Below are 25,879 nucleotides of genomic sequence, written 5' to 3' on the forward strand. Positions count from 1 at the left end.
AATCATCTATGCGCACCGGCATTTTCACCCTTTTATTAGTTGTTGCTCTGTCCTGGAGGGTTCAGGCTCAGGAAACGCTCTCCAACACCCCGCCAGATAAATTCTATGATCAGGGACTGGATGCATTTCATCGGGAAGCCTATGGAGCAGCAAGAAACTTGTTTACACAGTACCTGGCGCTCAGTAGCAACCCTGTCAAGGAAGCTGATTACTATCTGGCCATATCGGCACTCAGGTCTGGTGATGCGGAAGGGGTTTCCAAACTACTGACGTTCATTCATCAGGAGCCATTGCACCCATTGGCCGGCAGTGGTTATTATGTGCTGGGTAGTCATTTTTTCGCTCAAAATGAATTTGAAGAAGCACTCAAATATTTTATTCAGGTGTCGGGTAGTCAGCTCAATGCAAAGGACGAGGAAGCATGGCGATTCAAACAGGGCTATTCTTATTTGGAAACCGGCAATGTGACCGAAGCAGAAAGTAATTTAGAGGCGGTACAAAACTATCGCGGCAGTTATTTTAACGAGTCCTCCTACTATTTGGGAGGGATCTATTTTGATCGTGGGGATTACAATCAGGCCCTGACGGTGCTGGAGGCGCTGGATGGACTCTCCACACCTTATGCGGATGAGGTGACGATGATGATCGCTGGCATCTACTTCCACACCAACAGATACGCACAGCTGTATAAATACGCAGGCGCTCAGGTTTCCAATAAGGTTTCGATGAAGAATAAGCAACTCAATAAGTTGCTGGGCGAGGCTTATTTTGGTGATCAAAAGTACACGTCGGCAGCCAGTCACCTCCAGAAATACCTGGACATGTCGGGAAACAGGGCAGATGCTGAAACCTTCTACAAGCTGGGGTTTGCTTACTTCCAGACCAATGAAAACCAGAAGGCCATCGAGAATTTTAAGAAGGCCGGGCTGGAGAAAGGGGCCATGGGCCATATCAGTAGTTTCTACCTGGGTCAGCTCTACCTGAAGGAACGAAACCTCAACTATGCCTACAGTGCGTTTAAAACCGTGGCTAATAGTACTGAGGATGGTGAAATGAGGGAGGAGTCAGCTTTTACCATCGGAAAAATCAACTTTCAAAGGGCCCAGTATGCAGAGGCCATTGTTGATTTCGCGTCATTTATCGATCAGTTTCCTAATAGCCGATGGAAGGTAGAAGCCAATGAGCTGCTGGCCCAGTCCTATCTGAAGACCTCCAACTATGACCAGGCCATTGCTCACCTGGAGTCTATCAAAAACAAATCTTTACCACTGAAAAAGGCGTATCAGAAGGTGACCTTTCAGAAAGGTCAATTGCTATTTAACGACAGCCGGTTTCAGCAGGCACTGCTCTATTTCGATAAGTCCACGGACTTTCCCATCGACACGCGAATAGCGGCTCAGGCCTATTACCTGAAAGGGGAGTGTCATACCATTCTCAATCAATCTGGCCAGGCGGGTAATGCTTACCGCAAAAGCATCGAAACCAGGGACCCACAGTGGTCCATTTATGCCAACTATGGTTTGGGCTATGTATATTATAATGACAAGGCATTTGATCAAGCAGAGGGTTATTTCCTGAATTATATCAGAAAGGCCAATCCAACCGACGACTTTTATCAGGATGCGTTGGTTCGTGTGGCGGATTGCTACTATGTACAAAAGAAGTATGAACAGGCCATTCGGGCTTACACGGAAATTACTGATCCTCAGTACGTGCCGTATGTCACCTACCAGATGGGGCTGGTGTACCGGTTGAAAGGAGAGGAAGCCAAAGCTCAAAGTGAATTTGGAAAAGTACTTCGAAATCCTCTGTCAGGATATGGTGATAAAGCCCTTTTTCAGATGGCTGACATGAAAAGTGAGTCTGGTGACTTTCAGGGCTCAATTACCACTGTCAACAGGCTTTTGAATGATTACCCGGAAAGTAACCTTATCCCATATGCCAAAAGCCAGCAGGCGCTGAGCCATTTCAATCTCGGACAGTATCAGGAGTCGCGCAAGGCTTATGAGTTCGTTTTAGAAAACTATATGGGTCATCAGGTAGCCAACTCAGCTTTGCTGGGTTTGCAGGAGCTGGTGAAAAAGGGAGTGGATATACCCAATTTTGATGGATACATGGAGGCCTATCAGAAGGCTCACCCGGATGATAATAGCCTGGAAGTAGTGGCTTTCGAAGCGGCCAAGGGAGCTTATTACAATCAGAAGTACCGGGAGTCCATTGAAAAGCTCAAAGCTTTTATGTCCAAGTATCCAAACAGTCCATTTGAGGAAGATGCCCTTTATTTTCTGGCCGACTCGTACTATCGAAATGAAAACTGGCAGCAGGCAGCTGATGGATTTGGTGAAATCATAAAGATACCGGGCTCAGCTTACGTCAGTCGTTCTCTCGACAAACGCGGAAAAGCACTGGTAAATCTGGGACAGTTCGCTCAGGCGATTCAGAATTATCACATGTTGAGCCAGCGAGCAGTTAACCAGAAGGAAACTTTTCAGGCGCACGAGGGACTCATGAATACTTACGTGAAGCTAAATAAGTCTGATAGTGCGCTTTTCTTTGCCGACAAAATTTTAGAAAGTGACTATAAACCTGCGAATGCAGAGGCATCCGCCTGGCTGGTGAAAGGTAAAATTTACCTGCAGAAGAAGAATTATAATCTTGCGGTGGATGAACTACTGAAGGTGATGAATGACTCTAAAAATGAAAGTGGTGTTGAAGCCACCTACCTGCTGGGAAGGGTGTATTTTGAACAGGGTAAGTCCAAACGATCACTGGAAGTCCTCTTTGACCTCAACAGAAACTTTGGGTCTTATCCGTACTGGATTGGGAAGTCGTTTTTGCTGATAGCAGATAACTACCTGGCGATGGGAGAGATTCTCCAGGCGAGGGCCACGGTGGAGTCCATCATTGCCAATGCAACCATCCCCGAAATCAAGAAGGAAGCCAGTCAGAAATTGATCAAGATTAAAAATGAGGAATCCAAATTGCTCGTTTCGGATACGCTAAAAACCGATTCAATCAAATGAGAAATGTACCCTACTTTCTTTTTATCGCTCTTTTTGTGGTTGGTTTTAGTCCACTCAGTGCACAGGATATCCCCACCGGGGAGATAGAGGATGCCCAGATCATTATAGAGAAGGACAAGCCCTTGACCTTACCCAAGGCTGGGAGAAATTATCAGAAAACGGAGGTGTTGCCCATTTCCAGTGATACGGTAACGCTTCGGTTCAACCTCTCGCAGCCTTCATTTAAATTTTCACCGTTCATCTATCAACTTCAAACCAAACCCTATCAGGTCGGCGCAGAAGCCACTCGCAATCACAATTATGTAAAGGCTGGATTTGGTAACTACCTTTCACCGTTGTTGGAGGGGTATGTCGGACAGCCGATCGCCCAGGGAAGGGTGGGTGCCTGGGTGAATCATGAGTCCTTTGCAAGGGGACCGGTCAACGATGAAAAAAGTGCCTACGGACGATCTGACATTCTGCTGAATGCTGTGCTGGAAGGAGGATCAATAGTCTTCGAGCCTACCTTTTTCTATGAACGTGAAGCTTACTATTACTATGGATACAAGGAACCTATTTTCCTTTCTCCAGGAGCTTTAGGGCCAATTACTGAGAAAGTATCAGCTAATCATTTCACATTGTCCAATGTTATGAAGTCAGCGGAAGAATCTGAACTTCAGTGGGCGGTGAAGCCGGGAGTCAGTTTTACCAACATGGCTACCGGGGGCAATGAGGCTTTCAATAAAGAGTCCCATTTCGATTTGCAGGGGAGTGTTGATTATGAAATGAGTGCTACTATTCAGGCAGGTGCTCTGTTAGGATACAATTACCTGGCCTATCAGAGTGGAGCGTTTTCTCAGAAAAGAAACGTCCTTGACATAACCCCATTTGTCCGCTTTCATGAGGAAAAGGTGGAGCTTAAAGCAGGAGTCAAACTGGCAGTGGGAAGTGATACTGTGAATAGTACAGGAGTATTTGTATATCCCGACGTTTATGCAAAATATCAGCTCAATGATCAGTTGGGAGTATATGCTGAGCTCTCTGGTGGTCTGAACCCACAGACCCTGAACAATACGAGGTTGACCAATCGATACCTGGAAGATTCCCTGACATTGCTTAATCAAAACCAAAAAATCGCATTGAATGCCGGATTGCAGTTCTTGTTTGCTGAGAACCTCATGCTTCAACCTTTTATAGGGTATTCACTCACTCAGAATAAGATGTTGTTGGCGCCATCTGAGGATGATAGTTCACGCTTCCTTTTGACTTACGATCAGGGAAATTTCGGGCAGGTGGATTTGGGAGTGAAAGTGAAGTATATAACCAATCGCACCACCGTGACGGCTGAAATGATCTTGTCCGGGTATCAACCGGATCAGGCTTTGGAGGCCTGGTATCTGCCTGCTACGCAGGTGAATTTGAAGGTAGATCAACAGGTGGGTGAAGCCATAAGGCTCCATGCAGGTGTGATTATTTTAGATGGCATCAAAGGGCAAGAAACGAGTGCCACTGGAGTAAATTTTCTCCCGGCGATTGTGGATATAAGCATGGGCGGAACGTACGCTTTTTCAGAGACATTTTCGGGTTTTCTAGACTTTAAAAACCTTCTGGGAGTGGAGTACGAGCGATACCTCAATTACCCGTCACGTGGTTTAACGGGTAAATTGGGTTTTATTTATCGTTTTTAAGTGACATATTCGCCAAGCAAAAGAAAAACGCATTGTTTTGGAATAATGAAGTTTTTACTATCTTGGTTTTACTAAATCTAATCTAATGGCTGACGACAAAAATAAAAACGAAGATCCGGAGGAAGAAAGAGACGATCAATTCGATGATGATGAGGATTTCGGGTTACCGGATCTGGAATATGATGAATTGGATGACGATGATGATGATGAGGACCTCTCGGACGAAGAGCAGGAGGATGCGTTGGAGGAAGAGGAGATAGTACCCAAGGACGATGAGATTGATCTGAGTGGGGACAATCTGGATGACGTGGAACTCACAGATGCTGACCTTGAAGATTCTGATGAGCCGGAAGATTGGGAAAAGGAGCTGGAGAAGGAACTCGAGGATGAATTGAAGTCTGATGATGAAACCGGAGGGTTTTATGAGGAAGAGTCCTACGAAGAATTTGAATCACAAGGAGAATCACAGGTAGCTTCCTCTGTTTTCGATGATGATAGCAACGATACTGGGTTTGGAGCGACCTCTGAGTATACCGAAGAGACTTACGATACACCAACTTACACCACTTCATCAGGAGTGTCGGACGAGGATCAGGCAGAAAGTAGAGGTAAGTTTGTCAGAACCGTAGTGATAGGCACGTTGCTTTTTGCTGTGGTTGCGGTAGTACTTTACTTATATAGTGGTAGTGACGATGCCCCTGAAGAGAAAAAAGTAGCCAAAGTAGAGCAGAAGGCTCCCGCCAAAAAGCCAGAGCCTGAAGTGAAAGAAGTACCTAAAGAGGAAACCCCAGCTAAGGTAGAAGAGAAGAAGCCGGTGGCCAAGCCAAAAGCGCAGAAGCCAAAACCAACTCCTAATACTACACCTGCAGGTGAGATCACTAAGTTTGATCAGCCCACAGGCAAAACTTACGTGATTGTAGGTAGCTTCTTCGATGATGATCTGGCGACTGACTATGCCAGTAAGCTTGCGTCAGAAGGAAAAAGCCCTATGGTAATTCCTCCATTTAATGACTCCCGATTCTACAGGGTGGCCATTGCCGGATTTGATACTTTCAAGGATGCTCAGCAGAGTCTTGATGGTTACAAATCGGAGTATGGGTCGGACGTCTGGACACTTAGATATTAAACAAACTTAGTTGACAATCTATCGTTTAATCCCGCGTTACCTTCGCGGGATTAAACGATTTTTTTGTTTTATAGACCTTTGATAAAAATATGCTTCTTCAAATAGAACCTGTTGATGGCCTTGAGACCATTTCTGTATTAGAGCTACTGCTCAATGGTGGCTTTATGATGATTCCTATCCTGTTGCTCTGGATTGGGGCCATTTATATTTTTGTCGAACGCCTGTTACTGATTAAGAATTCTTCCAGGACTCCCGCTGATTTTAAAGACAGAATCCGAAGTATGGTACTTTCCGGAGAAGTAGATGGAGCAAAGCTGCTCTGTGCGCAGACGGATACACCCGTGGCCCGAATGATCGAAAAAGGAATCAGTCGGATAGGAAGCCCCCTCAAAAACATTGAAGTGAGCATCGAGAACACTGGTAAAATAGAAATTTACCAACTGGAAAAAAACCTTAGTATGCTGGCGACCATCTCGGGTGTAGCGCCTATGATAGGGTTTCTGGGTACTGTTACCGGGATGATACAGGCTTTTATCGCCATAGCTCAGGAAGAGGGCGCTGTGAGTCCAAAGCTACTGTCGAGTGGAATCTATGAAGCCATGATTACCACAGCCGCTGGCCTTTTTGTGGGGATCCTGGCTTATCTCGGATACAACTACCTCGTCACCCGGGTACAGAAACTTGTTCATAAGATGGAATATTCGGCCATTGATTTTGTTGACCTACTTCAGGAACCGCAGAAATGAACCTCAATTCAAAACATAAAGTAGAAGCAGCCTTCAGTATGTCGTCAATGACAGATATTATTTTTCTGTTGTTGATCTTCTTTATGCTTACGGCTTCCTTCATTACTCCGTCGGGGCTCCCGGTGAACGTGCCCTCCAGCCGGAGTTCAGAGATCGTGATGCAAAAGGTAGGAGTGACCATTACCGAAGATCTGCAGTACTATGTGAATGATCGTAAAGTCAGCATCAATCAACTGGAAGCGGTATTGCGTGATGCCTTTGCAGGAAAAGAGGGCGTGGTGGTGCTCCACTGTGATAAGTCAGTTCCCGTGGAGTATGTGGTGCAGGTGGCCGGGATTGCCACCGCTCTGGAGGCCAGAGTGTCGATAGCTACCAAACCGGAATAGTGATGGGCGACGAGAAAGAGAAAAAATACAGGAAAATCGGATGGTTCACCTCCATATTGGTTCAGGTGATCATGTTGATACTTTTTTACTTTCTCATAGCCTGGAAGGAGCCCTTTCCCCCGATTCCATCTTACGGCATTGAATTGAGCTTTGGTATTGAGGATGCTGGCTCCGGAGAGAAGCCGCTGAGTAATCCGACACCCACAGAAGAGCCTGAAGAAGAGATGGAAGAGGTAAGTGCGGATGAGTCAGTAAATCAGCCTTTGGAGGAAACAGCAGAATTTGAGGATGAAGTACTTGAAGAAATCACTGAACCCACTGAAGCTCCTTTGGTAGAAACCCCATCACCGGATGTGGTAGAGAAGAAGACCGAAACTCCCAAAGTAGAAAAGCCAAAAGAAGAGGTGAAAGAGGTGAAACCAGCTAAAACTCAACCCAAGGAAGCTGAAAAGGTCACCAAAGAAACCTTGAATCCGGCGGCTACCATGCCTAAAACGGAAGGTGATCCCAATAGCACAAAAGGGGAACAGAAGGAAAAAGGAGCTGAGGGTAAAGAGGAAGGTAGCATTGACGGGCGTGCCCTGATGGGCGAGCAGGGATCTTCAGATGGTGCCAGTCTGCAGATGGCAGGGTGGGTTTGGGATGTCAAACCCAACCCCAAGGATGCCTCTTCCGAATCGGGAAAGATCGTCTACCGAATCAAAGTGGACAGCGATGGTTACCTGACAGGTATTGAGCTGGTGTCCAGTACGGTTTCACCCGTGGTGGAGCGCTATTATCGACAGTCCGTTGAGCGCCTGTCTTTTACCAAGACCAATGATTACTCCCCGGCACCCATTTCATCAGGTACCATTACCTTCATTATCCGTTCAAAATAATGAATTATCAGCAGGCTTTGACGTATTTATACGAGCGGCTTCCTATGTTCCAGCGCGTAGGGGCGGTTGCTTTTAAGAAGGACCTTGGAAACACCAGGCGTCTCCTGGAGGCCTTAGGCGACCCTCAGAATAGTTTCAAATCTGTTCACATTGCGGGCACCAACGGCAAAGGATCTTCGGCACATGCGTTGGCCAGTATTCTTCAGAGCGCTGGCTACAAAACAGGACTCTATACCTCTCCACACCTCAAGGAATTCACGGAACGCATTCGGATAAATGGCACCGAAGTGAGTCCGGAATTTGTTGGGCAATTTGTCACAGAACATCAGGGCTTGATAGAAGCTATTAATCCTTCTTTTTTCGAAGTGACTGTAGCGATGGCCTTCCAATATTTTGCAAGTGAAGCGGTGGATATCGCGATTATCGAAACGGGCTTGGGCGGCAGGCTTGATAGTACCAACGTTATTGATCCGTTGGTGAGCCTCATCACCATGATAGGCTATGATCATGCCGACCTGCTGGGCAATACCCTTCCGGCCATCGCTGGAGAAAAGGCTGGAATCATCAAACCCGGTCGGCCCGTGGTGATAGGAGCAGACCAACCTGACCTGCTACCGGTCTTCGAAGCAAAAGCTCGGGAAGTGGGTGCTCCATTGAAAATCATGCGGAAAATGAGGGTTGTTACGGGTGAACAAGGCGTTTTTCATCAGGATTTTGAGGTATTGGAAACCAATAAGCCTCCTATGACCTTGAGGACAGACATTACGGCCAACTATTTTTTAAAAAATATCCCTGGAATATGGGGTGTGATCAGTGAGTTGAAAGGCCAGGGGTTCGACATAGATGTAGAGGCCATTCGATCAGGATTTGCGAACATCAAAACTCAAACCGGCCTCAAAGGTCGATGGCAAATGATCAGGCAAAAACCATTAGTTGTGGCAGATGTGAGTCACAATGAACCGGGTATGGCCCAACTCCTGGATCAGGTCTCATTGGTGCCCCGTAAGCGGTTACACTTGATCATTGGGATGGTAAGGGATAAGGATATTTCAGGTGTTTTGAATCTGTTGCCAAAAGAGGCCACCTACTATTTCACACAGTCGTCGGTACCCCGTTCTCTTCCTGCCTCTGACCTTCGCATGCAGGCAGAAGCGATGGGACTCCCTGGCAAAAGTTTCGATAATGTCAATGAAGCTTTGAAAGAAGCAGAAAAGAATGCCCATTCCGATGACTTCATTCTCATCTGTGGTAGTACTTTTGTGGTCGCGGAAATTGACCATTTGTGAGAAAGAAACTAGTACGATTTGCAGAAAATGCCCTGCGAGATAACATCATCGAACCAGGGAAGCCACTTTTTGATGAAATAAAAGGAAACTGGCACCAACTATATTTCAAAAACGATTGTCCTATCACCGTTGAACTTGGCTGTGGAGATGGTGAATACACGGTGGGGTTGGCTGGTGTGCAACCTGAAAGAAATTTCATTGGGGTGGACATCAAAGGGGATAGATTGCATCAGGGTAGCACCATAGCCATTGAAAAGGGCCTAAACCAGGTCGGCTTTCTGAGAAGTCAGATCCATATGTTGGACAAGTTTTTTGGTGAAGGAGAGGTGGATGAGTTTTGGCTTACATTTCCCGATCCCAGGCCGAAAAAAGGGGACGCGAAGAGGAGACTGACCAACCCGCGATTCCTACAGATGTACCAGCAGATCTGTAAGCCAAATGGATGGTTTAAGTTTAAAACCGACAGCACTTCACTTTTTGAATATACCCTTGAGGTGCTGGAGCAGGAATTTAAAGTTGAAAACCTGGAATACACCCGGGATTTGTATAAGTCCGATCTGATGGCAGATCATCATGGCATAAAAACCAAGTATGAGCGCATCTGGACGGAAAGGGGTGAAGATATAAAGTATTTAAAATTTCGATTCAAAAGTAAATGACTCTATCAAGATTAAAACCTGTTCTTTTAGGACTCAGTATCATTCTACTGGCCTTTACTACTTCTTGTTTGAAATCCGACGATGTGTTTGACAGTGCTGCTCAATACACAAAGGATCAGGAAATCATCAGCCAGTACATTGCTGACAATGGGCTTACCGTTCAAACGGACACCAGTGGTCATGGACTCAAGTATACCATGGTCAAAGAGGGAACTGGAGATTCTCCTAAACTTAATGATATTTTGTTTTTGAATTATAAAGGAACGCTCCTGTCAAATGGAAAGGTATTTGACGAGCAGGACAGTGCCTTCTTGCAGCTGAGTCCAAACCTTATTGGAGGCTGGCAGGTGTTGGTGCCTTACCTGAAAGAAGGGGGGGGAATGACCATGTATCTGCCGTCCTTTTATGGATATGGTCATTATGGAAGTGGAGATGGCTCCATTCCAGCTGATGCGATATTGATCTTCAATATAGAATTGCACGGAATATTTACGCAGTTTGAATTTGAACAATATCAGATAGAGCGCTACCTAGAAAACAATGACCTTACTGCCATGACCGATACTGTCAAAGGACTGAAATATATTATCACCAAGGAAGGCACTGGCGACCATCCGGTACCTTCTGACAAAATCAAGGTGGACTATTCAGGAAGACTATTGGCCAATGATGAGGAATTTGAAAAGAATGAAAACATTGAATACACGCTTTCATCTTTGATTGAAGGTTGGGAAATATTGATGCCATATGTCAAAGAAGGGGGCTCAATCACCATGTTCATACCTTCAAAATATGCTTATGGAACGAATAGCGTTGTAAGAAATGGTGTTGTAAAGATTCCTCCTAACTCAACACTTATATTCGAGGTGACACTGAATAGAATCGTGGATTAAATCATGTGAGAACCAATGGTATGGCGGTGGATTTTTGTACCTCGGTCATCACAAAAGAACTATTCACATTGGCGATATTTTCCATGGAGGCCAACTGGTCGATAACCACCGCCTGGTAGGCCTTCATGTCTTCTATGACAATCTTCAATAGGTAGTCAAACTGCCCTGCAATGTGGTAGCACTCCACCACAGCAGCTATTTTGGTGATCTCCAGCTCAAACTTCTTGATATAAGTTTTGCTATGCTCTTTAAGGGAAATGCTGGTAAATGCCACCAGTGACTTATTGAGCTTGTCGGGATCCAGAATCGCCACATAGTGTTTGATATACCCATCTCTTTCGAGGCGTTTCACACGCTCATACACCGGTGTAATGGTGAGATTCAGCTCCGCAGCAATTTGTTTATGCGTGAGTCGACCATCCTGCTGGAGTAAGTCCAATATTTTGAAATCCGTGGTGTCCATTTGCCAGATATTTTTTCTGCTTTCCTTCCTTGAAAGCACTATTCTAAGAAATTATTTCTATAAAATGTGAGAATTTAGATTTATTAACTGATATTATTCAGATATCCAGAAGTAATGTGGCAGCCAGCTATCTTTGATAAAAAAGCACCCCACATGAGACCCGAAAGTTTAATGATGTCATATGGCTACCGACCAGAGTTGTCTGAAGGAGCTGTAAAACCCCCGATTTTTCAAACCAGTACCTTTGTTTTCAAATCTGCAGAAGAAGGCAAAGCATTTTTCGAAGTGGCCTATGGCCTTCGGGAAAAGCACGAAGGAGAGGAGCTCGGCCTCATCTATAGCCGACTGAACAATCCGGATTTGGAGATCCTCGAAAACAGGCTTTCACTTTGGGATGGTGCAGAAGACTGTGCCGTTTTTGAAAGTGGTATGTCTGCCATCACCTCCACACTTTTCGAGTTCCTGAAGCCTGGAGACCTCCTTTTGCACAGTGCACCTATTTATGGAGGCACGGATCATTTCATCCGAAAAATCCTTTGTCAGTATGGCATTCATACGCTTGAGTTCAGGCCTGGCGAAAGTCAGCAGCAGATCATTGATCGAATAGGATCCGCTGAGGGCCGTTTGAAGATGGTATATATAGAAACCCCCGCGAACCCAACAAATGCGCTCATTGATATAGAAATGTGCAGACGAGTGGGAGACCATTTTGCCGGGGAAGATCACCAGGTCATTTTGGCGGTAGACAATACCTACATGGGGCCACTTTGGTCGCACCCACTTAAGCATGGCGCAGATTTGGTGCTCTACTCGGCCACCAAGTATATTGGCGGGCATAGCGATGTGGTGGCGGGAGCCTGCCTGGGAAGCAAGCAGCTGATGGCCAGGGTCAAGGGGTTTAGGACATTTGTGGGTAATATGGCAGGTCCGTGGACCAGCTGGCTCCTGATGCGAAGCCTGGAAACGTTGAAGGTGAGGATGGATCAGCAAGCTTCCAATGCCGCCATTCTGGCTCAGCGTCTTGCGGATCACCCCAAGGTGGAAAAAGTCTACTACCTCGGACTTCTCAAAGAGGACCATCCGGAGTACGCCATTTATAAGCGGCAATACAGTTCTCCTGGCGCAATGCTCTCATTTGATATCAAAGGAGTGGAAGAGGATGCCTTCACGGTACTCAATCACCTCAAGTTAATCAAGCTGGCAGTGAGCCTCGGGAGCACAGAAAGCCTGGCACAGCATCCGTACAGCATGACACATGCCGATGTGGATCGTGACTTGAAGAACGCACTGGGTCTCACCGAAAAAATGGTGCGATTATCAGTAGGTGTGGAACATGTGGATGATATATGGTCTGATTTGGTTCAGGCCCTGGAGCATGTGGGTCAATCTTCTTCCAAGACCTCCAAAATGTCCATGACATTGCCATAATCCTTGAATCCGGGGCGGTCTTCCGGGCTGCCCTCTAGTTCTATTCCAAAATAAATCGGATCATCAACCACTTCAAAGGCATTTTCGTGTGTTAGTTCATACCCTCTGAGCAGTTTCGGACGGGAGTTCATTTGAGAAAGGATCGCTTCCGCTTCATTCTTCTGGGAATCGTCGGTCAGGTGAATGCTAATGAATTTTGCGAACTCCGATGCATAGTTGATACTGGATTCAAGTTTGGAGAGGTCTTTGGCATCTGTCAGAACCAACTTGAAAATGAGCTCTTGACTCAGTTCGGCTAGTTCCTCCAGTTGATCGATATTCTGTGTTTCGATATATTCTACAGGATATTGAGTAGCAGCCAGCTTTATTTCAGCCACCTGAGCATGGGCAAATTCACCACAGAACGACACTCCGGCTACCCAATCTGTAATTTCTTTGAATCGCTCGGGGGAAAGATAACCCTCAGTGCCTTCTTCCAGGTTGAAACCCAAAATGTCCACCATCATTCCGGCGCAGTATCGGGCATCACTGAGATTTTCTATTTTACCAATCTTCACAAAAGTTTTTAAACTCATCCTTTTCTATTTTTGCGGAACAAAGAAACCAAATCTTGAGTTTCTAAGCTTTACAAAACCAAAAAAAACAGGAATATGGCAGTTGATCTGATCACAGATAATGATTTTGAAAATGTAATTACTTCCAATGAGAAAGTAGTGGTGAAATACTTTGCGGATTGGTGTGGCAACTGCCGTCTTTTTTCACCAAAATTTAAAAGACTTTCCAATGATGAGCGATTCGAAGGAGTGACCTTTCTGGATGTCAATGCTGAAAAGAGTCCCGAAGCCCGACGTGCCGGTGGCGTGACCAATTTGCCCTACTTTGCTGTTTTCAAAAACGGGGAGCTGTTGGAAGGGTTTGCAGGAAGTAAGGAAGATGCCGTGGTGGAGTTGATTTCCAAACTCAATTAATACCGTTTATCACCCTGAATACAAAGTTATTGGATGGTTATAGGGGATAGGTGTCCCTGAGCTGCTATCTTTGCAACAGAACGGAAGTATCCGTTCTTTTTTTATAGGTCTCGTTCAGTTTTGAAGGGATTTTTTGTCGAACCGTAAACGAGGCTTTCAACCTCGCGAAGCGCATTATGAGTAAACACGGAAGAATACTTGTTGCCATGAGTGGCGGCATAGACAGCTCACTGGCCGCAGTGATGCTACACGAAGAAGGATATGAAGTCATCGGGATGACCATGAAGACATGGGATTATCAGACTTCAGGAGGATCCAAAAAAGAAACAGGCTGTTGCAGCCTCGACTCCATCAACGACGCAAGAAACATTGCCGTCAGTCTTGGTTTCCCACATTACATTGTTGACATCAGAGAAGAATTTGGTGATTATGTGATCAATCATTTCACCAGCGAGTATCTGGAAGGCAGAACGCCTAACCCATGTGTGCTTTGTAATACACACATCAAATGGGACTCTCTGCTTCGCAGGGCGGATAAGCTGGATTGTGAATTTATCGCTACCGGGCATTACGCCAACGTGAGACACGAAAATGATCGCTATGTGATCTCCAAAGGGAAAGATGAGCACAAGGATCAATCATATGCCCTGTGGGGGATCTCTCAGGAGAGCCTGAGTAGAACCAAATATCCTTTAGGGCATCTGCACAAATCTCAAATCAGGGAAATGGCCACAGAGCGTGGTTTCCATGAACTCGTATCTAAATCGGAATCATACGAAATCTGCTTTGTGCCAGACAATGACTACCGGGGCTTTCTGAAAAGGCGCGTGAATGGATTGGAAGAGCAGGTGAAAGGCGGTGAGTTTGTCCTGGAAGATGGTACCGTAGTGGGTACTCACGAAGGGTTTCCGTTCTACACCGTAGGTCAGAGAAAAGGATTAGGGATTGCATTAGGATACCCTGTGTATGTTACTGAAATACAGAAGGATACCAATCGTGTGGTGCTCGGTACTTTCGATGAACTATCGCGGGATGGCATGTATGTAAAGAACCTGACAATGCAGAAATACGCGAGTATTGAAGGGGAGCGGAAAGATACGGTCACCAAAGTGCGGTACAATGATAACGGTACACCAGCCGTGATCGAGCAGATTGGAGATACCATGAAGGTCTATTTTGGGAATGGCGTGAAGGCCATCGCACCCGGCCAGGCTGCGGTTTTCTATGAAGGTAATGACGTGATCGGCGGAGGTTGGATCAAATCCAGCTTCAGACAGGAAAATCCAATGGGTATGCCTGCTATTTCTAACAGGTAGCATATTATTTTTGTATGATGCGCAATTCTCTGATACTGATATTTCTATTGCTTCTCTTCTCTTGTGAAGAGGAGCCGAGTGCGATCAGTATAGCGCCGGGTTATGATTTTTTTCCGGTAGAAATGGGGCAGTACAGAACTTATTGGGTTGAGGAGATCAATTTTGGAGCATTTGGTGGTGACACTTCCAGGTATTTCCTGAATGAAGTCATCTCCGACTCCCTCGTGAGCGGGGATGGTACGGTTAAGTATCTGGTAGAGAGGTTCAAAAGCACTGATTCTATTGATTGGAAACTTGATTCGGTCTGGACGCTACAGCGTTTTAAGGAGACCATGATTGTTACTGAAAATAACATCCCGTATGCTAAATTGACCTTTCCGGTGATCGCAGGAAAGAGTTGGGATGGAAATGCATTCAATTCTCAACCGGAAAAGATGTATTATTATCAGGCTTTGTCTGAGACTGCTCATCTTCAATCTACCGGTGGATCAGAATTCATTGAGGTGATTATTGAGGACATTGAGGAAAATATAGTGAATCAGGATGAGCGCAGTGAGACCTACGCCAAAGGAATAGGATTGGTAGAAAAGGATTATGTTACTTTTCACTTTTGCAGCGCCAATTGTGGAGAGTTGGGAGAAATACAAAGTGGTAGAATTTTGAAACAGAATTTAGTAGGATATGGCCCAAATTAAGCATCTGCTGGTATTGGCGATTGTGTTGTGCGGGCACCTGGTGTTTTCCCAGAAGGATCGATACATGGTATTCTTTTCTGATAAGGAGGGAGTTTCTTTCTCAATCGACCAGCCGGAGGACTTTCTGAGCGAAAGGGCCATCTCTCGACGCTCCCGCATGGGGATTGCAATTACAGAAAAAGATCTCCCTGTGAATGCCACCTATGTAGCAGGCGTGCGCAGTACTGGAGCACAGGTCTATTATACCAGCAGGTGGTTCAATGCGGCATTGGTGCAGATGACAAATGATGAGTTGATACAGGTCACACAACTGGCATATGTGGACAGTGTGGAATACATCGCTAAAGGGGAAAGACTTTCTGATGCCCGGGTAGCCACGGCCAACGTGGCTGAGTTTAAGGCGCCTTCCCGGGTAACATCGACTACCAGAGCACAGCTCGGGCTTATAGGAGCTGACGAAATGCATGCCGAGGGTTACAAAGGCGAGGGGATGATCATCGCGGTGTTTGATGATGGCTTTATGGGGGTCAATGAATACGAACCTTTTGAACACATCTTCACTGAAGATCGATTGTTGGGTACGAAGGATTTTATTTCCAATTCGGGCAATGTTTTCCAGTTTGATGATCATGGAAGTGCTGTTTTATCTTGTATCGCCAGTTCATATGGAGAGGATGTTTCAGGTACAGCACCAAATGCCTCGTTCCTATTATGTGTGACTGAAGACATCAAAAGTGAATATCGGATAGAGGAATATAACTGGCTCCTGGCCGCTGAGTATGCCGACAGTGCTGGAGCGGATGTGATCAACGGTTCGCTGGGTTACTCCACCTTTTCGGATAAAACCATGAATTATAACTACCAGGATATGAACGGTAAGGTTACCGTGGTCTCCCAGGCTGCCGAGATGGCCGTGGAAAGAGGAATCATAGTGGTAGTGAGTGCAGGCAATGAGGGGAATGGCTCCTGGAAGTACGTAACCAGCCCTGCTGATGCTCCGGGTGTGTTAGCAGTCGGTAGTGTGAACCCGGATGGGTCACGGTCCAGTTTCAGTTCGGTAGGTCCCACCTCGGATGGTCGGGTGAAGCCTGACGTGATGGCTATGGGAGCATTCACCACCATTTTCTATGTATCTGGAGACGATGGGGTGATTTCTACAGGAAACGGTACCAGTTTTGCTTCGCCTCAGATAGCAGGCTATGCCGCAGGAATCTGGCAGGCCAATCCCGGATGGAGCAACCAAGAAGTGATAGAGGCCATTAAAAAATCAGCCAATAAAGCCTTTGCTCCCGATAGCCTCTATGGTTACGGTATTCCGCATTATCCCATTGCAGTCACTGATACTACTTTCAAGGTATATCCCAATCCATTTCGCGATAACATCATTACTATTAACTTTGGAAACCTTGAGTTTGATAACAAGGTGGAAATATCACTTTACGACATACAGGGCAGAGAACTGTATGTTCGGGAGATTTCTACAAAGGCGCTGCCTCGTAAATTGGAGATCGAAGTAAATAACCTCCGAAGTGGAACCTATTTTTTGTCACTCAGGTCCAGAAAATTCAAGAAAACAGTTCAACTGAAAAAGATTTAGAATATGAAACAATGTCTGATTTCTCCCTCTATGCTGGCTGCAGATTTTGCCAATATCCAGCGGGATGTAGAAATGCTCAATGAGAGTGAAGCAGATTATATTCATATTGACATCATGGATGGGGTGTTTGTTCCCAACATTTCCTTTGGGTTTCCGGTGACGGAGGCCATCGCCCGTCATGCCAAAAAACCTTTGGATTTTCACCTGATGATTAGCCAGGTGGACCCTTATCTGGAAGCGTGCAAAAACAGTGGCGCCAAGATCATCACCGTGCATTATGAAGGGGCCGTGCATCTTCACCGGACTGTTGCCACTATAAAGTCTATGGGAATCAAAGCAGGTGTCGCGCTCAATCCACATACTCCCGTATCAGTATTGGAAGACCTGCTGGCAGACCTGGACCTGGTACTGATCATGTCCGTAAATCCCGGATTTGGAGGCCAGAAGTTTATTCCTCACACCTTTGCCAAGGTAGAGCAGCTGGCTTCTATGGCGGCTAACATCAACCCGGACTTACTGATCGAAGTGGATGGAGGGGTCACTTCTGAAAATGCCGCTGCGCTGATTCAAAAAGGAGCCAATATGTTGGTGGCCGGAAGCTTTGTTTTTCAATCTGCGGATCCTAAGCAGACAATTATCTCTCTCAAAAACGTTTAGTAACCGGAATGCATATAAAGCCGGTTCTCACTTTTCTTTTAATGCTACTGGGTGTCCAGCTGATGGCTCAGTCGGTACTGATCTCAGGTAAAATCCTCGATGAAAATGGCGAGGAAGTTCCCGGCGTATCGATACTACTAAAAGGTACCAGTCAGGGGGCTATTTCAGATATTGAAGGAGCCTTTGAACTGAGGGTGCCTACGGGGAATGTTACCCTGCAGTTTACACACGTTCAGTATGAACCGGTAGAAGTGGCCTATACCCTGGAGCAAGACCAAACAGTGGAGATACTACTGAAGGAGGGCACTACACGGCTCCAGGATGTCCAGATTGAAGACAAGGGGCTACGGGAAAGTGAAGTAGTGAATGTTCAGAAAGTAGATGCCAAATCCGCCAAAAGTTTGCCTTCCACTTTTGGAGACTTCAATAAAGTACTGGTGACCCTTCCTGGGGTGTCTGGCAACAATGAGCTCAGTTCGGCATACTCCGTTCGTGGTGGCAATTTTGATGAAAATCTTGTCTATGTGAACGATATGCCGGTTTACCGACCATTTCTGTCCAATGCCGGGCGTCAGGAAGGGTTGAGTTTTGTCAATCCTGACATGGTGCAGGATATAGAGTTTTATGCAGGGGGGTGGGAGCCCAAATATGGAGATAAGCTTTCCAGCAGCCTCAATATCGAGTACAAAGAGCCAGATAGTATTGAGAGTGCTGTGACCATAGGTTTATTGGGCGGTACAGCCTATGCCGGAGGCAAAACCAATCAGATGTCTTACCTGATCGGGGCCAGACACCGGGATTCCAGGTACCTGCTAAACACCCTGGAAACCAAGGGACAATATTTTCCTACCTATACCGATATTCAGTCCCTTTTCACCTTTGACTTGTCAGGGAATAAATCACAATACATCAACAAAACCAAGCTGAATATCCTCCTGAGTTATGGGCGCAACAGGTACCTCACCGAACCGGTCTCTCAAACCACCGATTTTGGATCCGTACAGCAAAACTTCAGGCTGCAAACGGCGTTCATCGGAAGGGAAATCATGCGCTATGATACCTATCAGAGCGGATTCAGATTGACACATCGCTTCAACGAACGCTTGCGAACGCACTTCATAGGTTCCTCCATGTTTACTTCAGAGAAGGAGCAATTTGATGTGGAAGGGGCTTACCGCCTCTGTGATGTCAACAACAACCCCAACTCCTCGTCATTTGATGAGTGTGTGGTGGTTCGCGGCATTGGTACCAACTATGATTACGGACGAAACGACCTGGAAGCTAGCATTCAAACCTTAGAAAGCAGGTGGGAATATTTACTCAATGTGAATCATGTGTTGGAGGGTGGAGCAGGGGTTACGTTTCAGCAAATCAATGATCACATCAATGAATATTCCTTTATAGACTCTTCCGATTATGTGCATCTGACCAATTCAGTTTTTAATTACATCAATCTGAGCACGCGACAGTATTTTGCCTACGTTCAAAACACTTTTTTGTGGAATGACTCGGTGCATGCCATTAGTTCGGGAGTTCGGGCGACCTATTGGGATTACAATGGTCAAATCCTGATCAGTCCCAGAGTATCCTACCGGTGGGCACCCAAGTGGGCTAATTTCACGACATTCAAGGTCGCTACCGGCCTGTATCAGCAGCCTCCTTTTTACCGTGAACTCCGAGGGTTCGATGGTGAGCTTAGATCCAACGTCTACGCACAGAAGTCCATTCACCTGATTGCGGGCTTTACCAGGCTGTTCTACATGTGGGGCCGCCCATTTCTGTTCACCACAGATGTCTACCACAAGCAGCTATTTGACATCATTCCCTACGATATAGACAATGTGCGACTGAGGTACTATTCGGATAAGACAGGCACGGCCTTTGCTCGTGGCCTGGACTTCAGAATCAATGGTGAGTTTGTGAAAGGGACTCAGTCTTGGTTCAGCCTTGGCTTTTTGCAAACTCAGGAAAACATCGAAGACGATGGACAGGGCTTTATCAGACGCCCGAGTGATCAGCGGATCAACCTCGCCGCCTATTTCGAGGACCATATGCCCGGAGATCCTACGCTCAGGGTCTACCTGAATCTGGTCTTTGGCTCGGGTTACCCTTTTGGGCCACCCAATAGAGAAGACCTCAGAAATGCCTTCAGTGGAGACGAGTATTACCGGGCCGATCTCGGACTCTCCAAACAATTCGATCTTTCCATCAATAATTTCTTCAATAAGCTCTGGGTCCGTCTGGAAGTGCTCAATGCATTTGCAGCCGATAATACACTGTCTTATACCTGGATAGAAGATGTAAATGGTGCCCAATTTGCCATCCCCAACTCATTATCGGCAAGGTTTTTGAATATTAAGCTCACAGCAGAACTTTAGCATTAGTTTTACGTCTAATACTGCGGTTTATTCAAATTCAAAAACTTAACAAAATCATGAAAATTCAACACACCTTTTTAATGTTGGTACTGGTAAGCATTGCCGTAGCATGTACCAATCGTACGGTCACGAGAGTGAGCCCAGATCAGCAAATAGACCTGAGTGGTCGATGGAACGATACCGATTCTAAGCTGGTGGCGGACGAAATGATCAATGACGTACTGAACAGACCCTGGAGAGAAGATTTCAGTCGTGCGAATGGACGTAAGCCTGTGGTGATCGTAGGCATGATCCAAAACAAAACGTCTGAATACATTGAGCCGGAAACTTTCATCAAAGACGTAGAGCGGGAGTTTATCAATTCGGGAATGGTCAGAATTGTCCAGAATGCGGTCTTCAGAGAAAAACTGCGTGAAGAGCGTGCCGACCAGGGTGAATTTGCTTCACCGGAAACTCAATCGAAATGGGGCAGAGAACTCGGAGCTGACTTTATGATGTTTGGTGTAATCACCGCTGTGACTGACTCCTATAAGAATGAGAAGGTGGTCAATTACAAAGTAAACCTCGAATTGGCCAACCTCGAAACCAACGAAAAAGTCTGGATAGGAGACAAGGAGATCAAAAAATTCATCAAAAATTAAATCCACAACACCGCGTGAACGTCAAATGGATTAAGGCAGCCAGTATCATTTTTCTGGCCTGTTCTACCTTCTCATGTGCTACTTATTATCAGATCAATTCTGAGTTCAATCAGAGTTTTGAGCAGGGTAATCTGGAAGCGGCTGAGCGGGTGCTGAACAGCAACAAGCAGGCGGCTAAGAAAAAGGCCCAATTCCTCTACTTTGCCAATCAGGGTGTAGTGAATAGCATGCTTGGAAACCTGGAAGAAAGCAATGAATGGCTGGAGAAGGCTTACTTGTTTGGTGAGGATTATCAAAAAAACTACGCCAGCATTGCTGCCTCATTCCTGGTCAACCCCAATACCATCGTGTATCCGGGAGAAGATCATGAGCATTTGTTACTGCTGTACTACAAAGCGTTGAATTTTCTGAAAATGAAAGATTATGAGTCGGCACTCGTAGAGTGCCGACGCTTAGTCAACCGACAGAACGAGCTCAGCGACAAGTATAAATCGGATAATAAATACAAGGAGGATGCCTTTGTGCACAACCTTATGGGCATCATCTATGAGGCCAGTGGCGAGATCAACAATGCGTTCATTGCCTACCGAAATGCCTACAACATCTATGAAGGCGACTATAAACGATTGTTTGGGTTGGATGCCCCAAACCAACTTAAGCAGGACTTGCTCCGCGCTGCCCACCTGAATGGTTTTTATACTGAGCTGGATTTTTACGAGCGTAAGTTCAATCTGAAATATAGCCCGGTCGCATCTCAGGAATTGGTGTTTTTCTGGCACAATGGGCTGGGTCCTGTCAAATCAGAATGGTCTATCAATTTTACCGCTGTAGATGGGGGCGATGGTTTTGTCACCTTTGTGAATGATGAACACAATTTCAGTTTCCCTTATGCCATTAGCGGTCCAGATCAAAAGTCTCAACTGACCGATCTGCGATTGTTCAGAGTGGCTTTTCCAAAGTATGAGGAGCGTAAACCTTATTTTCAACGAGCAGTACTGGAAACGAATCAGACACGCTATCCACTGGAGCTGGCCGAGGATGTCAATGCCATTGCGTTCAAAACCCTGGAGGAGCGGATGATGCAGGAGCTGGCCAAGGGACTATTGAGGGCTGCCACTAAGAAGGCTGTGGAAATGGCCATTAGGGGCCCTCAGGGAGATAGTGGGGAGAAGAAGACTGAAGAGGAGCGACGTGAAGAAGCCATCCGAGAGGGCTTGTCGCTGATGGTGGGCATCTTCAATGCCAGTACTGAAAAGGCTGACACCCGAAACTGGCAAACCATTCCACACGACATTTACTATAGTCGTGTGCCGCTCAATACCGGTGAAAATACGGTGACCCTCAAAACCATCAGTAGCTCTGGTGCCACGTCCACCCAGGATTTTTCCTTTACTGCAGCCAAGGGAGAAACCCTTTTTCATTCATTTCAATCCCTGGAATACAAACGTTAGTGCTTTTTTACTGTCATTTTTGACCAGGCTTTCATAAACTTGCCAGCTGTTTGAATGTGAAAACTTAAAAAATGATATGATGAAGAAAGCAGTAACAATGATGTTGTTCCTATTGGCAGGTGTAGTTGGTTGGGCTCAGGAAGACACTTTTACAAATGAAGAACTAACTACTTATGCCTCTGTGATGGTATGGGCAGAAAACGAAAAGGCAGCGCTGAGCAGCGTAGTGAGTGATTCAGTAGCTATTTGGTTGGAGAACACAGACCTCACCAATGCCCAGTACAATGAGTTGAGCAAAGCAGACAAGAAGGGTGAATTGGAGAGCGTGGAAGCTACAGAGGCTCAGGTGGCAGTCTATACGGCCATTAGAAACAGAATCGATGACAAAGCCGCGAAATTCAAAGAAAGATATGTGTCACGAATTAAAGATGACATTGGAGCCGGGCTTTACAACAAAGTGAAAACTGCCCTTAAGAAGGATGAAGCAGTGAAGGCCAGGTATTATGAGATATATGCCCAACTGCAGACCGAATCTTCGGAGCAGGAGGAGAGCTCCGGCGATACAGAATAGAGAGGAGAAAAAGGACTGAGATTCAGTCCTTTTTTTATTTATATCAGATGATGTTGATGTTTTGCGGGTTTGGTAATAATGCACCCCTTATAGTCAGAAAGACCCCTGAGCGCACAGAAATCTAAATTATTAAGTTTAACCTTCATGGTGGTGAGATTGAAAGAAGGAGCCCTATTTACCCGAAGGTTTTAATTACGACAAGAATTTTGTTATTTTCAGGCAAACGAATCCAAACAGAGACCAGAATATGTTCACGGAATATGAAATAGAAACCATGGTTGAGCTTCCTGAGGTACTGGAAGCTACCCAGGCCTTAAAGAAAGATTTTTGCAAAAATGAAGCGCCTTATCTGGAGATCAGCGACCATGACTTCTTTTCCCTGATCATGATGGCTCCAACGGTGGGTATTGCACTGGCGGATGGCACGGTGAGTCTTTTCGAGGAGTTAGCGCTGAATAAGAAGGCCCGAAAACTTTCGAAAGGCGGGTATTTCATGAAAAAGGACCCGGTGGTATATGCCATGAAGTTCTTGTTGAAGAAATATGATATCTGGTCTGATAAGTTCTTCAATGTGCTGAAGGTGGCCATGCACGTATCTTTCGATATGGAGCGGCTGGAAAAGAAAAAGTTTGATGAGGAAGCAGAGGTAACGTATCCTGAATATAAAAAGGCGGTGCTCAATACCCCATACATTCTGATCCGGTTTATCGCCAGTTTCTTTTTGGAGAACGATGAAGAAATTATCAGTACCAATCGCCATATCGGGCGCAATGAATATTTGCAAATGCTCAAAATTGGTGAGCAGATGGGATTGAATAAGTTGCCAGTCTTCCAGATGTTTTGCAAAACCTTTGATCAAAAAGCGTAATTTCGAAGCATAATCTTTTGTGCATTCGTTCGTTTTGGCTTTTAATGAAGAATTTTCCACCCTTTATCATGGTTCTGCTCATCTTATCATTCATCTCCTGCAAGGAGGATGAGATAGACGCTGTAGCCGAGGAAGAAGCCCGGATTCAGGCGCATTTTGATTCACTGGACGTGGATGTGAGCATAAGCGAATCCGGCTTATATGCGTACCCTATCAGAGCAGGAGGGATCCCATCAGCGGGTTTTGTGCTGTCTATTTCCTACAAAATATGGGTCCTGGGTGCGGATTCTACCACTACCAGCATTCGGAGTTTGGATACAGTAGTGGTGAAGAAGAATGCCAATGCCATTTACCCAATCGGGATCGATGAAGCCCTGAGTTATATGAAAGAAGGGGAGAAGTGGGGTTTTGTGCTGCCTTCTTATTTGGCTTATGGTGACCATGCCTTTCCCAATGTATTGATCCCTGCTGGAGCCACCATGGCGGTGGAACTTGAAGTGCTGGAGGTCCGATCAGAAAATGACATTCTGGATGCTGAAGTCTCAGCCATCGCGGATTATGTCACAGACAATAACCTGAGAGATACGGTGACCTATCCACTTAATCAACCTGAGATGCTTGCCAATGGAATGGTCTACAAGCGGCTGAAGGCCGGTACCGGAGCGACTCCCCAGAGCGGGCAGTTTATTTCGGTCACTTATGAAGGGCGTTTTTTGGATGGAACTGTCTTCGACCGGGCGCCCAACGCCAACGTATTTGAGTTTTACTTGGGCGCTGGTTCGGTGATTCCAGGTTTTGAGACTGGCGTGCAGCGCATGCAGCTTCAGGAGCGAGCGCTGATTGTAATCCCTTCTTACCTTGCCTATCGAGAAAGTGCCGTGGTGATCCCGCACAACATCACTTCAGAGGTGGCTGATCTTGAAATAATACCATCCTATGCGTCAAAAGTACCGCCCTATACACCTTTGGTCTTCGAAATTGAGGTGATTGGTATCAATTGATTCATATTATCCCTAATTTTAGAATTCAAACAGGATCGTATTGCGTAGGCTCTTCATATTTGTATGCACATTTCTCATGGCTTATCAGTGGTCTGCTGCGCAGGCACAGGATATCTATCAGAAATATGATATCTACAGGTCTCCCTTTCGTGTACTGGCCAACAAAATAGGGTGGACGGTCTCCACAGGATACGCGGCCACCAATTACAAACATGATCTGGCCGGGTTTTACTTTTATCAGGATGGTGAAAATCAGCTGATTCTCAGCAAACAGAATGAGTTGGGACCAGTGTTTTCTGGTTATCAGCACTGGATGAGCAATCCCACAGCCGGAGAAGAAGTGAATCTGGATGATGTCTTTGATGTGCCATATGATTATCTGGAAAACCCGGTCAACAATCCAGACCTAAGGAACAGACAGTTCATCGGGGATGCCGATACCCTGGGACTGAGCTTCTCATCCATTGCTTCTACGGTTCCCGTCATGGCGTCAGCACACTACGATTTTCAGAAATTTCGAATCGGGTTGGGCTTTCAGTATGAGAGACACTACATGACTCCCCTCAAACCATCCGTGTATCAGGAAGTAATTCGCCCTTACGAGCCAGATTTTAAACAAACCCATTACATAAAGTATTTTGGAATGATGGGCTATGAATTTTATGAGTTTTGGGATTACACCTTTGTGCTGGAGGTGCAACTGGGCCGGGCTAAACCGGGGAAAGAGATAAATACCAACGCCATTGGGATTGGTCAGAATTTTTATACCAACATAGGGGTAAACATTGAGCATAACCTTTCTGAGTATTTCAGGGTGGTGATACGCCCCAGCTATGACATCAAGAGTTATGTCATCAATCTGCCCGATGCATCCAGCATCCGCCATACCAATTCTGCCTTCATGGTCCAGGTGGGAATCAGCATCAATATCCCGGAAATACCAAGGTCTCCCATGGCCAGTGATCATGTACAATTGAAGCATGTAATCACTGATCCTGCCAGCGGAAGACTCATGGAAGTGAGGGGTCAACCCATGTGGAAAAAGCAGAATCCAAAAGTGGGCGAAAACCACCGCAGACTATGGCGTTACAAGTTGAAGAACAGGAGAAAAATAGACCCCTATTAAAGCAGTTCAGACCGAAAAAAATTGCTTAAATTGCGACTTGTTTTTAAGGTAAACT

24 protein-coding genes are annotated in these 25,879 nt (G+C 45.8%); 22 read left to right on the plus strand and 2 right to left on the minus strand.

All coding sequences use genetic code 11. The features are described from left to right. Positions 1-8: 8 nt before the first annotated feature. The 9 genes from GV030_RS03110 (at position 9) to GV030_RS03150 (ending at position 10,664) form a co-directional block, all read left to right on the plus strand. The gene (locus GV030_RS03110; RefSeq protein ID WP_159579701.1) at positions 9-3,023 is read left to right on the plus strand and encodes a tetratricopeptide repeat protein; all 3,015 of its coding nucleotides are present in this window, start codon (positions 9-11) and stop codon (positions 3,021-3,023) included. Further along, on the plus strand, positions 3,020-4,690 hold the full coding sequence (locus GV030_RS03115; RefSeq protein ID WP_159579703.1) for a hypothetical protein: 1,671 nt from the start codon (positions 3,020-3,022) through the stop codon (positions 4,688-4,690). The genes GV030_RS03110 and GV030_RS03115 overlap by 4 nt, the downstream gene beginning before the upstream one ends. A gap of 85 nt (positions 4,691-4,775) precedes the next feature. Further along, positions 4,776-5,816 (plus strand): SPOR domain-containing protein, encoded by a 1,041-nt coding sequence (locus GV030_RS03120; RefSeq protein WP_159579705.1) that lies wholly within the window; start codon positions 4,776-4,778, stop codon positions 5,814-5,816. 89 nt (positions 5,817-5,905) lie between these two features. Next, the gene (locus GV030_RS03125) at positions 5,906-6,562 is read left to right on the plus strand and encodes a MotA/TolQ/ExbB proton channel family protein (RefSeq protein WP_159579707.1); all 657 of its coding nucleotides are present in this window, start codon (positions 5,906-5,908) and stop codon (positions 6,560-6,562) included. Next, positions 6,559-6,948 carry a biopolymer transporter ExbD gene (locus tag GV030_RS03130; RefSeq protein WP_159579709.1) on the plus strand — a complete coding sequence of 130 codons (390 nt, stop codon included), beginning with the start codon at positions 6,559-6,561 and terminating at the stop codon, positions 6,946-6,948. The genes GV030_RS03125 and GV030_RS03130 overlap by 4 nt, the downstream gene beginning before the upstream one ends. Positions 6,949-6,950: 2 nt before the next feature. After that, positions 6,951-7,826 (plus strand): hypothetical protein, encoded by an 876-nt coding sequence (locus tag GV030_RS03135; RefSeq protein WP_159579711.1) that lies wholly within the window; start codon positions 6,951-6,953, stop codon positions 7,824-7,826. Beyond that, positions 7,826-9,112 carry a folylpolyglutamate synthase/dihydrofolate synthase family protein gene (locus GV030_RS03140; RefSeq protein WP_159579713.1) on the plus strand — a complete coding sequence of 429 codons (1,287 nt, stop codon included), beginning with the start codon at positions 7,826-7,828 and terminating at the stop codon, positions 9,110-9,112. Before GV030_RS03135 ends, GV030_RS03140 begins: the two co-directional genes overlap by 1 nt. Next, positions 9,109-9,771 carry a tRNA (guanosine(46)-N7)-methyltransferase TrmB gene (gene trmB, locus GV030_RS03145; protein ID WP_159579715.1) on the plus strand — a complete coding sequence of 221 codons (663 nt, stop codon included), beginning with the start codon at positions 9,109-9,111 and terminating at the stop codon, positions 9,769-9,771. Before GV030_RS03140 ends, trmB begins: the two co-directional genes overlap by 4 nt. Continuing rightward, a complete protein-coding gene (locus GV030_RS03150) occupies positions 9,768-10,664 on the plus strand; it encodes an FKBP-type peptidyl-prolyl cis-trans isomerase (RefSeq protein ID WP_159579717.1) in 897 nt (298 codons plus the stop codon). The genes trmB and GV030_RS03150 overlap by 4 nt, the downstream gene beginning before the upstream one ends. Before the next feature lies 1 nt (position 10,665). Here the strand turns inward: GV030_RS03150 and GV030_RS03155 are convergent, their stop codons facing one another. Then, positions 10,666-11,127, minus strand: coding sequence for an Lrp/AsnC family transcriptional regulator (locus tag GV030_RS03155; RefSeq protein ID WP_159579719.1), 462 nt, complete (start codon positions 11,125-11,127; stop codon positions 10,666-10,668). A 153-nt stretch (positions 11,128-11,280) separates the two neighbouring features. Between GV030_RS03155 and GV030_RS03160 the strand changes: the two genes are divergently transcribed. Further along, positions 11,281-12,555 carry a cystathionine gamma-synthase family protein gene (locus tag GV030_RS03160; protein ID WP_185155805.1) on the plus strand — a complete coding sequence of 425 codons (1,275 nt, stop codon included), beginning with the start codon at positions 11,281-11,283 and terminating at the stop codon, positions 12,553-12,555. On the opposite strand, the gene GV030_RS03165 is transcribed toward GV030_RS03160, so the two are convergent. Then, the gene (locus GV030_RS03165; protein ID WP_159579723.1) at positions 12,510-13,130 is read right to left on the minus strand and encodes a phosphoribosylanthranilate isomerase; all 621 of its coding nucleotides are present in this window, start codon (positions 13,128-13,130) and stop codon (positions 12,510-12,512) included. The two genes, GV030_RS03160 and GV030_RS03165, sit on opposite strands and share 46 nt — an antisense overlap. Before the next feature lie 75 nt (positions 13,131-13,205). Between GV030_RS03165 and GV030_RS03170 the strand changes: the two genes are divergently transcribed. The 12 genes from GV030_RS03170 (at position 13,206) to GV030_RS03225 (ending at position 25,824) form a co-directional block, all read left to right on the plus strand. After that, positions 13,206-13,523, plus strand: coding sequence for a co-chaperone YbbN (locus GV030_RS03170; protein ID WP_159579725.1), 318 nt, complete (start codon positions 13,206-13,208; stop codon positions 13,521-13,523). Positions 13,524-13,699: 176 nt separating this feature from the next. Then, a complete protein-coding gene (mnmA, locus tag GV030_RS03175) occupies positions 13,700-14,839 on the plus strand; it encodes a tRNA 2-thiouridine(34) synthase MnmA (protein WP_159579727.1) in 1,140 nt (379 codons plus the stop codon). A gap of 14 nt (positions 14,840-14,853) precedes the next feature. Then, positions 14,854-15,534 (plus strand): hypothetical protein, encoded by a 681-nt coding sequence (locus GV030_RS03180; protein ID WP_159579729.1) that lies wholly within the window; start codon positions 14,854-14,856, stop codon positions 15,532-15,534. Beyond that, the gene (locus GV030_RS03185; protein ID WP_159579731.1) at positions 15,521-17,131 is read left to right on the plus strand and encodes a S8 family serine peptidase; all 1,611 of its coding nucleotides are present in this window, start codon (positions 15,521-15,523) and stop codon (positions 17,129-17,131) included. The genes GV030_RS03180 and GV030_RS03185 overlap by 14 nt, the downstream gene beginning before the upstream one ends. A gap of 3 nt (positions 17,132-17,134) precedes the next feature. Then, positions 17,135-17,788 (plus strand): ribulose-phosphate 3-epimerase, encoded by a 654-nt coding sequence (gene rpe / locus GV030_RS03190; RefSeq protein ID WP_159579733.1) that lies wholly within the window; start codon positions 17,135-17,137, stop codon positions 17,786-17,788. Positions 17,789-17,829: 41 nt separating this feature from the next. Then, positions 17,830-20,166, plus strand: a complete 2,337-nt coding sequence (locus GV030_RS03195; RefSeq protein WP_159579735.1) for a TonB-dependent receptor — start codon at positions 17,830-17,832, stop codon at positions 20,164-20,166. A gap of 56 nt (positions 20,167-20,222) precedes the next feature. After that, a complete protein-coding gene (locus GV030_RS03200; protein ID WP_159579737.1) occupies positions 20,223-20,807 on the plus strand; it encodes a penicillin-binding protein activator LpoB in 585 nt (194 codons plus the stop codon). 14 nt (positions 20,808-20,821) lie between these two features. Then, complete coding sequence (locus tag GV030_RS03205; protein ID WP_255465045.1) at positions 20,822-22,258, plus strand: COG3014 family protein; 1,437 nt, start codon at positions 20,822-20,824, stop codon at positions 22,256-22,258. Positions 22,259-22,334: 76 nt separating this feature from the next. Next, complete coding sequence (locus GV030_RS03210; RefSeq protein WP_159579739.1) at positions 22,335-22,829, plus strand: hypothetical protein; 495 nt, start codon at positions 22,335-22,337, stop codon at positions 22,827-22,829. 247 nt (positions 22,830-23,076) lie between these two features. Then, positions 23,077-23,697: a hypothetical protein gene (locus tag GV030_RS03215; RefSeq protein ID WP_159579741.1), complete on the plus strand. Its 621-nt coding sequence runs from the start codon at positions 23,077-23,079 to the stop codon at positions 23,695-23,697. Between the two features lie 44 nt (positions 23,698-23,741). After that, entirely contained in the window at positions 23,742-24,698 is a 957-nt protein-coding gene (locus GV030_RS03220) for an FKBP-type peptidyl-prolyl cis-trans isomerase (protein WP_159579743.1), read from the plus strand. A 76-nt stretch (positions 24,699-24,774) separates the two neighbouring features. Next, positions 24,775-25,824, plus strand: coding sequence for a hypothetical protein (locus GV030_RS03225; RefSeq protein ID WP_159579745.1), 1,050 nt, complete (start codon positions 24,775-24,777; stop codon positions 25,822-25,824). The last annotated feature ends 55 nt before the right edge of the window (positions 25,825-25,879 follow it).

It is taken from the genome of Marinoscillum sp. 108 (assembly GCF_902506655.1).
Classification (GTDB): domain Bacteria; phylum Bacteroidota; class Bacteroidia; order Cytophagales; family Cyclobacteriaceae; genus Marinoscillum; species Marinoscillum luteum.

Excerpts from the sequence above, each read along its gene's own strand:
- mnmA (WP_159579727.1), top strand. The coding sequence starts at position 13,700 with ATGAGTAAACACGGAAGAATACTTGTTGCCATGAGTGGCGGCATAGAC.
- GV030_RS03115 (WP_159579703.1), top strand. The coding sequence starts at position 3,020 with ATGAGAAATGTACCCTACTTTCTTTTTATCGCTCTTTTTGTGGTTGGT.
- GV030_RS03200 (WP_159579737.1), top strand. The coding sequence starts at position 20,223 with ATGAAAATTCAACACACCTTTTTAATGTTGGTACTGGTAAGCATTGCC.
- rpe (WP_159579733.1), top strand. The coding sequence starts at position 17,135 with ATGAAACAATGTCTGATTTCTCCCTCTATGCTGGCTGCAGATTTTGCC.
- GV030_RS03160 (WP_185155805.1), top strand. The coding sequence starts at position 11,281 with ATGAGACCCGAAAGTTTAATGATGTCATATGGCTACCGACCAGAGTTG.
- GV030_RS03195 (WP_159579735.1), top strand. The coding sequence starts at position 17,830 with ATGCTACTGGGTGTCCAGCTGATGGCTCAGTCGGTACTGATCTCAGGT.
- GV030_RS03225 (WP_159579745.1), top strand. The coding sequence starts at position 24,775 with ATGGCTTATCAGTGGTCTGCTGCGCAGGCACAGGATATCTATCAGAAA.
- GV030_RS03210 (WP_159579739.1), top strand. The coding sequence starts at position 22,335 with ATGATGAAGAAAGCAGTAACAATGATGTTGTTCCTATTGGCAGGTGTA.
- GV030_RS03125 (WP_159579707.1), top strand. The coding sequence starts at position 5,906 with ATGCTTCTTCAAATAGAACCTGTTGATGGCCTTGAGACCATTTCTGTA.
- GV030_RS03120 (WP_159579705.1), top strand. The coding sequence starts at position 4,776 with ATGGCTGACGACAAAAATAAAAACGAAGATCCGGAGGAAGAAAGAGAC.
- GV030_RS03185 (WP_159579731.1), top strand. The coding sequence starts at position 15,521 with ATGGCCCAAATTAAGCATCTGCTGGTATTGGCGATTGTGTTGTGCGGG.
- GV030_RS03150 (WP_159579717.1), top strand. The coding sequence starts at position 9,768 with ATGACTCTATCAAGATTAAAACCTGTTCTTTTAGGACTCAGTATCATT.
- GV030_RS03140 (WP_159579713.1), top strand. The coding sequence starts at position 7,826 with ATGAATTATCAGCAGGCTTTGACGTATTTATACGAGCGGCTTCCTATG.
- GV030_RS03135 (WP_159579711.1), top strand. The coding sequence starts at position 6,951 with ATGGGCGACGAGAAAGAGAAAAAATACAGGAAAATCGGATGGTTCACC.
- GV030_RS03220 (WP_159579743.1), top strand. The coding sequence starts at position 23,742 with ATGAAGAATTTTCCACCCTTTATCATGGTTCTGCTCATCTTATCATTC.
- GV030_RS03180 (WP_159579729.1), top strand. The coding sequence starts at position 14,854 with ATGATGCGCAATTCTCTGATACTGATATTTCTATTGCTTCTCTTCTCT.
- GV030_RS03130 (WP_159579709.1), top strand. The coding sequence starts at position 6,559 with ATGAACCTCAATTCAAAACATAAAGTAGAAGCAGCCTTCAGTATGTCG.
- GV030_RS03215 (WP_159579741.1), top strand. The coding sequence starts at position 23,077 with ATGTTCACGGAATATGAAATAGAAACCATGGTTGAGCTTCCTGAGGTA.
- GV030_RS03170 (WP_159579725.1), top strand. The coding sequence starts at position 13,206 with ATGGCAGTTGATCTGATCACAGATAATGATTTTGAAAATGTAATTACT.
- GV030_RS03110 (WP_159579701.1), top strand. The coding sequence starts at position 9 with ATGCGCACCGGCATTTTCACCCTTTTATTAGTTGTTGCTCTGTCCTGG.
- GV030_RS03165 (WP_159579723.1), bottom strand. The coding sequence starts at position 13,130 with ATGAGTTTAAAAACTTTTGTGAAGATTGGTAAAATAGAAAATCTCAGT.
- GV030_RS03155 (WP_159579719.1), bottom strand. The coding sequence starts at position 11,127 with ATGGACACCACGGATTTCAAAATATTGGACTTACTCCAGCAGGATGGT.